This is a genomic window from Mycolicibacterium iranicum (assembly GCF_014190915.1).
In the GTDB taxonomy this organism is placed as follows: Bacteria; Actinomycetota; Actinomycetes; order Mycobacteriales; family Mycobacteriaceae; genus Mycobacterium; species Mycobacterium iranicum_B.
Map to the genome: position 1 here is coordinate 1 of NZ_JACHVU010000011.1, position 11,756 is coordinate 11,756.

Annotated in this window: 8 protein-coding genes; 5 read left to right on the forward strand and 3 right to left on the reverse strand. The window is 66.8% G+C overall.

Annotation, left to right across the window (positions count from 1 at the left end):
* Positions 1-1,305, forward strand: a 1,305-nt coding sequence (locus FHR72_RS20375) for an HNH endonuclease signature motif containing protein (protein WP_183471515.1), incomplete at its 5' end; no start/stop codon positions are given.
* A gap of 34 nt (positions 1,306-1,339) precedes the next feature.
* Here the strand turns inward: FHR72_RS20375 and FHR72_RS20380 are convergent.
* Together FHR72_RS20380 and FHR72_RS20385 are read right to left on the reverse strand one after the other, a co-directional pair.
* Entirely contained in the window at positions 1,340-2,638 is a 1,299-nt protein-coding gene (locus tag FHR72_RS20380; RefSeq protein ID WP_183471517.1) for a hypothetical protein, read from the reverse strand.
* Between the two features lie 459 nt (positions 2,639-3,097).
* On the reverse strand, positions 3,098-4,270 hold the full coding sequence (locus tag FHR72_RS20385) for an LLM class flavin-dependent oxidoreductase (protein ID WP_183471519.1): 1,173 nt from the start codon (positions 4,268-4,270) through the stop codon (positions 3,098-3,100).
* Between the two features lie 121 nt (positions 4,271-4,391).
* Between FHR72_RS20385 and FHR72_RS20390 the strand changes: the two genes are divergently transcribed.
* The 4 genes from FHR72_RS20390 (at position 4,392) to FHR72_RS20405 (ending at position 10,916) form a co-directional block, all read left to right on the forward strand.
* On the forward strand, positions 4,392-5,186 hold the full coding sequence (locus FHR72_RS20390; RefSeq protein ID WP_183471521.1) for an alpha/beta hydrolase: 795 nt from the start codon (positions 4,392-4,394) through the stop codon (positions 5,184-5,186).
* Positions 5,187-5,693: 507 nt separating this feature from the next.
* Complete coding sequence (locus FHR72_RS20395) at positions 5,694-8,003, forward strand: PE-PPE domain-containing protein (protein ID WP_183471523.1); 2,310 nt, start codon at positions 5,694-5,696, stop codon at positions 8,001-8,003.
* Positions 8,004-8,036: 33 nt separating this feature from the next.
* A complete protein-coding gene (locus tag FHR72_RS20400; protein WP_183471525.1) occupies positions 8,037-9,521 on the forward strand; it encodes a flavin-containing monooxygenase in 1,485 nt (494 codons plus the stop codon).
* Between the two features lie 27 nt (positions 9,522-9,548).
* A complete protein-coding gene (locus FHR72_RS20405; RefSeq protein WP_183471527.1) occupies positions 9,549-10,916 on the forward strand; it encodes a cytochrome P450 in 1,368 nt (455 codons plus the stop codon).
* On the opposite strand, the gene FHR72_RS20410 is transcribed toward FHR72_RS20405, so the two are convergent.
* Positions 10,913-11,740 (reverse strand): class I SAM-dependent methyltransferase, encoded by an 828-nt coding sequence (locus tag FHR72_RS20410; protein WP_183471529.1) that lies wholly within the window; start codon positions 11,738-11,740, stop codon positions 10,913-10,915. The genes FHR72_RS20405 and FHR72_RS20410 overlap by 4 nt on opposite strands.
* Between the last annotated feature and the right edge of the window lie 16 nt (positions 11,741-11,756).

The window sequence follows — 11,756 nt, forward strand, 5'->3', positions numbered from 1 at the left end:
GACCTGATCGCCGCCGTGGACGCCGACCTGGCCGCCGAGATCCTGACCTGGGGCGCCCGATCAGCCAAGAAAACCGAAGCCGCCGTCGATGCGGTCGTGGCCCGCCACGACCCCGACGCGTTGCATAAGTCCCGGGAGAGCGAGGTGGGTCGCAGCGTGGACTTCGGTCAACCCGGCGACGCGCCGGGCTACACCACCGTCTACGCGCGCATGTTCGCCGGTGACGCTGCTGCCGGGGAGCGCACCCTGACCGCGATGGCCTACAGCGTGTGCGAAGCCGACCCCCGCCCCATGACCGAGCGCCGCGACGACGCCCTGGCAGCCCTGCTGGCCGGGATCACCACCCTGGCCTGCCAGTGCGACACCCCCGACTGCGACGTCACCACCAACCCCCGCCCCCTGCGCGAGATCACCCTCTACACCCTCACCGACCACACCACCACAGCGGCAGCCGTGGGCACGGCTGTGGAGGACGCTGCCGCGAGAGAGCCTGCCGTCGCCGCCAGCAACCCCGTAGGGGAGTCACCCGCCGCCGCCGTACCGGCCGCCGACGCCGAGCCCACCGAACCCATCCCCAACCGGTCGGCATCGAAGCCGGCATCAAAGCAGGGGGCGACGCCGCAGAGTCGGCCCGGCTACATCTTCGGCGCCGGGTTCATACCCGGCCCACTGCTGACCGAGATGCTCCACGGCGCCCGCACCACCGTGCGTGAACTCATTCATCCCGGCCACGCCGGACCCGAACCCCGCTACACCCCCTCGCGCGCACTGGCCGACTTCATCCGCTGCCGCGACCTGACCTGCCGCTTCCCCGGCTGCGACACCCCCGCCACCCACGCCGACATCGACCACACCATCCCCTACCCCGTCGGCCCCACCCACGCCTCCAACCTCAAAATCCTCTGCCGGTTCCACCACCTACTCAAAACCTTCTGGACCGGCCCCACCGGCTGGCGCGACCGCCAACACCCCGACGGCACCATCGAATGGACCTCCCCAACCGGCCACACCTACACCACCCACCCCGGCAGCCGACTGCTCTTCCCCACCCTCTGCCCGCCCACCGCCACCCTCTGGACCAGCGACCCACCCGATGTCCCCACCACCCCACAGCGCGGCGCCAAGATGCCCCGACGCCCACACACCCGCGCCCACAACCGCACCCGCTACATCACCACCCAACGCCAACACACCGCCAACCAACGCGCAGCTGAACGCGCATCAGAAAATCGCGGAATTGCCACGGCGCCAGGGGGTTACGTCGGAGACACCACGGAGTACGGCAGCGATCCGCCGCCGTTTTAGTGAGGCCCCCGGTCAGCGACTGGGGGGAAACCGCCTACTCGCCGGAGCTGCTGCCCCCGCCGGAGCTGTCGCTTCCGCCAGAGCCCTCGCTGCCGGAGCTGTCGGCACCGGAATCGGTCGAGGTGTCCGCCTTGGCGGTGTCGTCGCTCTTGCGGTGCTTGCCGCCGGTCGTCGAATCCTCCGCTGCGGCATCGGAACCCGCGTCGTCGGCCGCCTCGTTGCTCTCGGCCTCTTCAGTGGCATCTACGTCGGTGTCGGTAGCGTCCTGTTGCACCGACGCGAACTTGTCCTTCAACACGTTCGTCGCGGTCTCCACGATGGACGCTGGCGCCGAGGTCTCTTCGGAGACAGTCTCGTCGACACCCGAGGTTTCATCCTGCGGGGCTGCGTCGGACGCCGGCGCTTCCACGCCGCCCTCAACCGTCGACTCCTCGGCCGCCGCCGTACGCAGCGCACGCACCTGCGGGGCGGGGGACAGGCCGACCAGCGCGTCCTCGTCGGCCACGGACGCGGTCGACACCAGCGCCAGTTCGGACGTGTCCACGGCGTCACCCGACGGCGTCTCGGCCTCCTCGGCCGGCGGCTTCAGGAAGTGCTTGAAGAACGTCTCGATCTCGCGCACCGCGATCCAGTCCGGCATGTGGCCTGTGATCTGAAGTGCCGCACTGAGATTCGCGACCGCGGTGACGACCTCCCACCAGGTGGTCGTCTTGATGCCCGTCGGCTCGGCGGTCCACGAATCCCACAGCGACTTCATGGGTTCGGCCGGGTCGAGCTTGACGTTCTGCTCCGACCACGGCGTCGGTTCGCCGTTGAACGGGGTCTTCACCACGGGGAAGGTGTAACCCTCCTCGCTGTAGAAGGCGCTCATGGGCACCTTGAACATCTTGTCGAGCATGCCGGCCAGATCGGGGCAGTCGTAGTTGCAGCCCTCGTGCATCGGCAGGTTCGCGGTGGCCCACCAGTTCAGGTGACGCCCCCAGGGTTCCGAGAAGGCGGGAAACGGAACCGCCATGTTGATGAACTCCATCAGCATCGCGGGGTTCGCCTCGTCCCAGCCCCACTGGTTGTTCGCGTGGTTCTCGTTCCAGCTGCCGCTGATCACGAGCGCGGCTGCCAGTCGATCCATCGCGGCGACCATGTTGGCCGGGGCACTCAGCGCCTGCTCGATCATGTTGATCGGCACGTAGGCCAACGAGGACGCTGAGAGGCTGACGTCGGATTCGACGGCGCGAAGAGTCGGCGTAGAGGCCTGAATCGGGGTTACTGCGATGACGCTGGCACCAACCAGAGCCACGCTGGTCGTGATGACCGGTTTGACAGCTACTCGCATGACACCCAACTTCTCCCCGACAGTTACATCGATTGACCGGAGCACCATACCCCGCCCGGGCCGCGACAGCTCACACCTTCGGCAAACATCGACGATTTGTCACACCTGATCATCCACCCATCGGTCGCTCCGACCCTGGCAGAACCCTGTGAGCAGCCCGTCGCGCTCGTCCGAGAAATCTTCGAACCCATTGCCGGTGCAAGAATTATTGACGCTTGTGCGAAATACATCGTGGTGGGCGGCCTCAACGTGCCGGATCAGCAGTGACTCGCCCAGGCACCTGCGGATGGACACAGCAGCACCTGCCAGCGACCGACGGATACCGCTGTCGCGAATCCAGCCCTCGGCGCCTGCGCGCAGCCATGCGTAGCGGGACGAATCGAGCAACGTCGCCGTCCTGCGAATGAGGCATCTGCCGCCGGGGCCGAGAACTTCCCAGGGCAAACACGTATCCGATCGTCAGAGTTTCTTCAGACCCCGGAGGACGTTGGTGTAGGGCAACGTCGCGGCGGCACCCTTGCGCAACTTGGGGTTGAGCTGGCTGCCATTGATGACCAGTAGGTAGCGCAGACCGTGGTCACGCCACTCGGCAACCTGATCCAACACCTCGTCGGCCGTCCCCTGGAAGCAGATCTCCTTCATCAACGACGCCGGCACCCGTGCCGTGTAATCGAGCGCCGTCTGCTGGTCGATCATCTGGGGCACCAGATCCTGAACTCCAGAGAAGGTCGACCCCAACGGATGCTCGACGCCATGGCGGGCCCACGCCTCGGCCGGCGCCGCCAGTGCCACCGACTTCACGATCACCGAATCCAGCGCCTCGTCGACGTCGGCGCGCGTACGACCCGTGACGACCGTCCTGTTGACCGCCGGGGTGATCGACATCGGATCTCGACCATTGTCCGACGCCGCGGTCCGGACCGCCTCCAGTGCCCGGGCGTAGTCCGCGGGTCGCGAGATCACGAACGGCACCCAGCCATCGGCGTACCGGCCCGTGGCCCGCAACATCCGCGGCCCGTGGGCGGCCACCCAGATCTCCGGCCACGCGCCCTTGTACGGCGGCAGGTCGAACACCGCATGCCGCAGCGGGAAGTACTCCGATTCCCGGGAGACCGGGTCGCCACCGGACTCCCACAGGGCCCGGATGGTCGCCAGCGCCTCGACGAAGCGGGCCACCGGCTTCGTCCACTCCACTCCGTAAGGCTCGTTGCCCTCGCGCTCCCCGACGCCGATCCCGAGGATCGCGCGCCCGCGCGTGAGCAGGTGCAGCGTCGCTGCGGCCTGGGCCGTGACCGCCGGATGCCGTCGGCTGGCGTCCGTCACGCACACGCCGAACCTCAGGCGCCGCAACCGGTTCCGCGCGGCCAGATGGCCGAGCATCGTCCAGGGCTCCAAGATCGCATCGACCTTCGGGACCAGTTTGGCTGCCAGGCCCAGATGCTCGGGGGTCGCCACCGAACGGGGCACCAGCGAATTGATGTGATCGCCGACCCAGAACGAGTCGGCGCCGGTCGCCGAGGCGGTCAGCATGCTGGCCGACGGCAACAGCGTGGGGGAGACCCGGGTGTTGACGATGCCGTCGAGCAGTCCGAACTGAAAGCGGGAGCCGGCGGACCGGGATCGGAGCATCATGATTAGCGACCGTACTACCGCCGAGCGACACCGCATTCCGCGCGAGGCCCGGTGGTAGGTTGCACCTGCTCGTTCCGCAGCGCAGAACCCCACACTCGATCGAAAAGGTTGTAGGTCTTTCATGGCGTCCGGCCCGCTCGAGGTGATCGACAGGGGAAGCAGCATCACACCTCGTGTCCCGCTGCTTTTCGTTCACGGCGCCTGGCACGCTGCCTGGTGCTGGGACGAACACTTCCTGAACTTCTTCGCCGACAGGGGCTATCGGGCACTGGCCCTGAGTCTGCGGGGCCACGGCAACAGCCCCTCCGACAAACCGCTGCGGGACCTGTCGATCCATGACTACGTCGACGACGTCGCCGCCGTCGCCTCGACCCTGCCGGCGCCGCCCGTCGTGATCGGCCACTCGATGGGCGGCTTCATCGTGCAGAAGTATCTGGAGTCGCGCGATAACCCGGCCGGCGTCCTGATGGCCTCGGCTCCGCCGCGGGGTTATCTCGGTTCGGGAATTCGGTGGTTCCGCCGTCATCCGTGGCAGTTCCTCAAATCCTCGGCCACCGGGGAATCGCTGCGCTACGTGAACTCTCCGCAGGCGACCCGCGAGCGCTTCTTCTCCGCGCAGACGCCCGAGCCGATCGTGGCGGCGTGTGCGGCGAGACTGCAGGAGGAGAGTGCACGGTCCGGTCGCGACGGAGTCCTGGCTTTGCCGCGTCCGAAGCTGGTCCGCGCCCCGATGCTCGTGCTGGGCGCCGAGGAAGACGGCATGGCCGTCACGCCGGCGGAAGTGCGCGCGACCGCCCGCGCGTACCGCACCGAGCCCACCTTCTTTCCGGGAATGGGGCACAACATGATGCTCGAACCGGGGTGGGAGACCGTCGCCTCGCACATCGATTCCTGGTTGACCGCGCGGGGTCTGTAAGCGTCCCGCTGAGGCCGCTGCGACACGTGTGCATCGGTGTGATCTGGCGCACTGGAGCTAATTGACGCCGCTAGCAAAACCGTCTGTAACACATTTGGTATGGCAACCGATGTTGCTGGGAGGTGAGGGTGGCACCCTGCCGAATGCGGCGAGCCCGCGTTCGCAACCGCGCCGTCATCTGATGGTCACATCGTGTCACCACAGAGTAGCTGGAGGCTGCGCCTGGGAAGTTTCCTGCTGGCCATACGGCCCTTCGAGGACGTTCGGCGCCTTGCCGTCTGCGCATCGGCAACGCCGTCAGGTGATTTCAACGCGTCGTCCAGCAAGCGATATGCGCACCGACAGCCGGGCTGACATCGGCCCGAAACCGGTTTTCTCCGGGGGGTTTCGACCCTCGCCGAGATTTCCTCCAGCAATTACTTGCGTTCGGTCAATATGTGATAATCTCCGCACACCTTGGCCGTGATCTGATCGTCATCACATTGCAACGACCTGGAAGGTTGGCACATGCATTCAGCGCTTCGCCCGTACGTTACGACGGGCCTTGCCATTGTGGGCACGAGCGTCATCGCGCTCGCGCCCCTCGCGCCCCCGGCGCCGGCATTCGGAGCGGCCACCACCGCCAAGCAGGTCACGCAGGAGGTCACCCTCTCTGCGCGCGTGGTGACGATCAACCCGACCCCTGACGCTCTCGACATGAGCAAGCAGCTCCAGGGGACCGTCTGCGACGGTGAGGGCAAGCCCTGCGTCGAGCTCGAGTACCGCCCGGTGTGGAGCCTGCCCGGCCAGTTCACCGAGGGTGTGGAGGCGCTGAAAGCGGCGCTCGCAGCCAAGCCTGGCGAGGACACCACGATCTTCGCCTTCAGCGAGGGCGCCGTCGTCGCCTCGCAGTGGCTCGAGAAGCACCTCGACGACCCGGAGGCCTACCCGGCGCCGAACAATCTGACGTTCGTCGTCATCGGCAACCCGTCGCGCAAGTACGGCGGCTCGGGTGTGCCGTGGGGCCAGACCTGGCCGGAGAGCGATTACAAGGTCATCGACGTCGCCCAGCAGTACGACCCGACCGTCGACATGCCCACCAACCCGTTCAACGTCCTCGCGACCCTGAACGCCGCGATGGGCTTCTTCACCAACCACCTCGGTAAGGGCTACTCGGACGTCGACCTCGACGACGAGGCCAACACCAAGTGGACCGAAGGCAACATCGAGTACGTCTTCGTCCCGGCCAAGACGCTGCCGATCCTGTCGCCGCTGTACTCGATGGGCCTCGACGAGCTCGCCGACCAGCTCACCGGCCCGCTGCAGTACATCATCGAGCAGGGTTACGACCGCGACGATCGCATCAAGACCAATCCGATCGCCGATCCGAACGAGAAGAACCCCTTCTACGCGCCGATCAACCTGGCCGAGACGATCGCGAACATCCCCTATTACGCCGTGCAGGGCACCAACCGGTTCGCCAACGCGATGCGTGCCAGCGGCAGCTGGTGGGTCTACACCCCGGTCAACGTGCTGGGCTGGGATCCGGCCAACCCCGAGATGACGCGGGCGTTCGTCGACTTCCTGATCGCGATCCCGTCGATCTCCGGCCCGATGGGTGAGATCGCCGATTACTGGGCGCGCGCCAACCTGCCGATGAACGCCGGCTGCACCGGCTTCCCGCCGTGCGAGGACCCGTCCGCGATCACCGACCAGATGTTCAAGGTGATGTTGTGGGACCTGTTCAACCCGAACGGCTTCACCTTCACCGATCCGATCACACCGCAGTACAACCCGATCAGCGCGGTCGAGGGCTACTGGGGCCAGGAGCTCGGCCTGCAGGGTGACGAGGTCGAGTGGTACGGCGACACCATCCATCTCGAGCCGTTCGCCGAGTCGAAGTCGTTCTGGGATCACCTGCAGTCGACGCCGGAAGGCATCAAGTCGGTTTCGCTGAAGGATCAGATCGGTTCGTTCACGAACCTGCTGGATGCGCTGAACACCACGTGGAACCCGTTCGTGCCGGTGAGCTACGTATGGAATCCGAAGATGACGCCGTTCGCTTACCTGGCGCGGCCGTTCGCCAAGCTCCTGTGCCCGCAGTGCAACAAGGTCGACCCGTTCATGCCGGCCGACTGGAAGGTCGGGCGCGACATCTACCCCGGCGCGTACATCCCGCCGTCGGTCAAGGACCTGTACGACGCCGAGACCGGTAAGTACATCGGCCCCGCGGTGCCCGGTGTCACCGACGTCGATGACACCGAATGGCGCGAGCAGGCGGGCCTTCCCCCGAAGGACGCCGAGGAGGACGCCGCCAGCACTCCGTCGACGCTGCGCGCACAGCTGGTGTCCGACACCGAGGAGGCCACAGACGAGGCCACCGCGGACGAGAGCAAGGCCACGTCGGGTACCAATGCCGACGAGACCACCGAGGAGCCGAAGAAGGACGTCATCTCGACTGCTGTCCAGGACCTGCTCGACAAGTTCGATCAGGCCCCCGCCGAGGAAACCCCCGCCGAGGAAACCCCCGCCGAGGAAACCCCGGTGGAGGAGACCCCCGCCGAGGAGACCCCGGCTGAGGAAACCCCGGTCGAGGAGACCCCCGCCGAGGAGACCCCGGCAGAGGAAGCCCCCGCCGAGGAAGCCCCCGCGGCTGACGAGGACGAGGCCGGAGCCGACGAGGAAGCGGCCGGCGGCAAGCACCGCGCGACCGAGACCGAGACGGCCTCCGAGACCAAGACGGAGACCAAGACCGAGACGAAGACCGAGTCGAGCGACAGCTCCGACAGCGGTTCCGCAGGTAGCTCGGGCAGCGGTGGCGGCAGCAACGGTGAGTGAGAAGGGCCCGCGAAAGGCCCGTAGTATCGCCCCGTGAGCACGGAGCAGTTTGACGCCGTCATCGTCGGTGCAGGATTCGGCGGCATGGGCGCCGCCATCCAGCTCAACAGGCTCGGCTACCAGAACATCGCGATTCTGGACCGTGAGGACGATCTCGGTGGAACGTGGCACGTCAACCGTTACCCAGGGCTGACGGTTGACGTCCCGTCCACCACCTACTCCTACCGGTTCGAGCCGAACCCGTACTGGTCGCGGCTCTACGCCCCCGGCAGCGAGCTGAAGACCTACGCCGACCACGTCGCCGAGAAGTACGACCTGCGCCGGTACATGCAGTTCGGTGTCACGGTCGAGAGCGCCCGCTGGGACGAGGAGAGCCAGAGCTGGCTCGTCTCGCTGGTCGGCGGACGCACCCTGCAGGCACAGTTCCTCATCCTGGCGACGGGGTACCTGTGCCAGCCCCGGCGTCCCGACATCCCGGGTATCGACGACTTCGCCGGCACCGTGCTGCACGCCCAGGACTGGGACGACGACTACTCCCTGAAGGGCAAGCGGGCGGCGATCATCGGCACCGGATCCACCGGTGTCCAGCTGATCCCGAAGCTGGCCGACGATGTCTCGGAGTTGACGGTCTACCAGCGCACGCCTATCTGGGTGATGCCCAAGATGGACTTCGCGTTCGGTCCGGCGGCTCAGCGGATCTTCGCGAAGTTCCCTGCCACGCAACGGTTCCTGCGGGTGTCGAGCGACATGTTCATGGACTTCATGGTGACGATCGCGATGTGGAAGTTCCGGCAGTTCCGCCCGGTCAACCGCGCCGCGGCCGCCATCGGTGGGCTGCACCGGTTCCTAGCGATCCGCGACAAGACGCTGCGCCGCAAGCTCACTCCGTCCTACGACTTCGGTTGCAAGCGGCCGACGTTGTCGAACACCTACTACCGCACGTTCACCAAGCCGCACGTGCACCTGGAGACCGCGGGGATCGAGCGGATCGAACCGGACGGGATTGTCGACCGGAACGGCATCAAGCGCACCGTCGACACGTTGGTGCTCGCGACGGGCTTCGACGTGTGGGAATCGAACCTGCCCGCCATCGAGGTGATCGGGCGGCAGGGCCGCAACCTCGGAAAGTGGTGGCGCGAGAACAAGTTCCAGGCCTACGAGGGCGTTACCGTGCCACAGTTCCCGAACATGCTGACCCAGGCGAGCCCGTACTCGTGGGTGGGCATGTCGTGGTTCGACACGGTGGAATGCCAGATGCGCCACATGGAACGGCTTTTCGGTGAGCTGCAGCGTCGCGGCGCCCGGACGTTCGAGGTCACCGAGGAAGCCAACGCCGAATTCCTCGACCGGATGCTGACGCTGCTCGACGACACGGTGTTCGTCCTCGGCAACTGCGCCAACTCCCGGTCCTACTGGTTCAACAACACGGGTGAAGCGCCGCTGTTCCGCCCGACGTCGATCCGTCAGGCTGTCAAAGAGCAGGACAGCTTCCCTCTCGATCACTACGAGATGGCCTGACCCACCACAGCATGAAGGGGTGACGAAATGGCTACGGCCACCACCGATCCCGTGCGGCTGCCGCCCGGCCCGCGGATTCCGAAACTCATCCAGGGCGCCGTCGTCCTGGCCGCCCGCTACGGCTCGATCGCCGCACTGGGGCGTCGCTACGGATCGACGTTCACACTGCAGCTGCCCGTGTTCGGCGAGACCGTGGTCATCAGCGACCCGGTCCTGGTCAAAGATCTCTTCAGCACCAGCCGTGAGCTCGTCGGGCGTCCACAGAACAACCTGGGCGGCGACGTCCTGGGCCCCGGCTCCATCTTCAACCTCGAAGGTGACGAGCTACTGGCCCGCCGGAAGCTGTTGCTGCCGCCGTTCAACGGCAAGAACATGCGCGCCTACGAGGACATCACCGAACAAGAGGTGATGCGCGAGATGGAGTCGTGGCCCGAGGGCGTCGAGTTCGAGACGCTGGAACCGATGATGCGGATCACGCTCAACACGATCCTGCGCGCTGTCTTCGGCGCCAAGGGCGCCGAACTCGACGAGCTGCGGATCGTGATCCCGGCCGCGGTCGAATTCGGTTCCAAGATCGCGCTTCTGCCGTCCGTGGTGCGCCGCGACGTCGGCGCGTGGAGCCCCGGCGGAAAGTTCGCACGCTACCGCCGCCGGATGGACGAAGTCTGCACCTCGCTCATCGCCGATGCCAGGGCCGACCCGAACTTCGCCGACCGCGGTGACGTGTTGTCGCTGCTGCTGCAGGCACGCTACGACAACGGGGAGCCGATTCCGGACTCGTTCATCGTGGACGAGCTGCTGACGATGCTCGTCGCCGGGCACGAGACCACGTCCACCCAGCTGGCGTGGACGATCGAGCGGATCCGTCGGCATCCCGAGCTGCTCGCCCGCCTGTCCGACGAGGTGGACGCCGGCGGATCCGAGCTGATGGCGGCGACCATCGCCGAGTCGCAGCGCACCCGTCCGGTGCTCACAGCGGCGCTCCGTCGTGCTCGGACGCGGATCCGCCTGGGGGAGTGGGTCATTCCCGAGGGTGACACCATCATGGCGAGCACGCAGCTGGCGATGGCCGCCGAGCAGAGCTTCCCCGACGCCGAGAAGTTCAACCCGGACCGGTTCGTGGGCAACCCGCCCAACCCGTTCGCGTGGATTCCGTTCGGCGGCGGCATGATGCGCTGCATCGGCGCGTCCTTCGCCACGATGGAGATGGACGTCACGCTGCGCACCATGCTGCGGGAGTTCCGGCTCGAGCCGACCACCGAGCCGGACGAGAAGCCGCACAGCCGCGGGGTCACGGTGACGCCGGGGCGGGGTGGCCGCGCGGTGGTGCGCCGCAGACGCAAGGAAGCACCGCGCAAAACAGGCTCCGTGTCGGTGGCCGAAACCTCGAGCTAGAAGCGGTACTGCAGTATTCGGGCCTTGCGCGCGATCGACGGCACACGGCGCGACAGTCTGCTCGCCACCCGCAACCCGGCGGGGAACAGCCGGGTTTCGGGTCGGTGCATCGCGCTGGACTCGTCGATCAGGTGCAGCGCCGGGTTCCAAGACTCGGGCACCCGGGCGTCCTTGAATCCGGGGAAGTTCCACTGACGGTGCGGTGAGTTCTTCTTGCCCGACGTCACCAGTCGTCCGAACAACTGGTTCGCCTTGCTGACCGGGCCGTAGTCGTTGAAGGCGACGACGCCGGAGGTGAAATGCGCGCTGACGCTGCGCAGAATGCCGATGACCGCGTCCTCGTCGAGGAACGCGAACAACCCGTCGGCGACCACGATCGCCGGCCGGTCCGAGGGGATACCGGCGAGCCAGCCCGGTTTCAGCACATCGGCCGCCACCGAGTGGGCGCGGTCGTGGGCGGGCAGGAGCGCATCGCGCAGCGCGATCATGCCGGGCAGATCGACACTGAACCAGTCGACGGTGCCGGGTGGTCGAACCCGGAACACGGCGCTGCTGAGGCCGGCGCCGAGATCGACCACCACGGCGGACGGATTGGCCGACACGAAGTCCCGGATCCGCTCGTCGAGCATCTTGGCGCGCAGGGCCACCAGCGACACCACGCTGGGTGTCGCGCCGAGAGCGGAGAAGTCGTGCTCTATCCGACGCACGGTGTCGTCGGCACGCTCATCTCCGAGAATCGGTTCGGCGGAGCGAGAATCGAGTGCGCGGCAGTACTCGGTGAGAAGCGCAGTCTGTTCGATGGGGGCTAGGCCGCTGACGTCCATACGGCCAGCCAAGCAC

What these genes read in the sequence shown, in the direction of transcription:
- FHR72_RS20380 (WP_183471517.1), bottom strand. Translation starts at nt 2,638, where the DNA reads ATGCGAGTAGCTGTCAAACCGGTCATCACGACCAGCGTGGCTCTGGTT.
- FHR72_RS20385 (WP_183471519.1), bottom strand. Translation starts at nt 4,270, where the DNA reads ATGATGCTCCGATCCCGGTCCGCCGGCTCCCGCTTTCAGTTCGGACTG.
- FHR72_RS20390 (WP_183471521.1), top strand. Translation starts at nt 4,392, where the DNA reads ATGGCGTCCGGCCCGCTCGAGGTGATCGACAGGGGAAGCAGCATCACA.
- FHR72_RS20395 (WP_183471523.1), top strand. Translation starts at nt 5,694, where the DNA reads ATGCATTCAGCGCTTCGCCCGTACGTTACGACGGGCCTTGCCATTGTG.
- FHR72_RS20405 (WP_183471527.1), top strand. Translation starts at nt 9,549, where the DNA reads ATGGCTACGGCCACCACCGATCCCGTGCGGCTGCCGCCCGGCCCGCGG.
- FHR72_RS20410 (WP_183471529.1), bottom strand. Translation starts at nt 11,740, where the DNA reads ATGGACGTCAGCGGCCTAGCCCCCATCGAACAGACTGCGCTTCTCACC.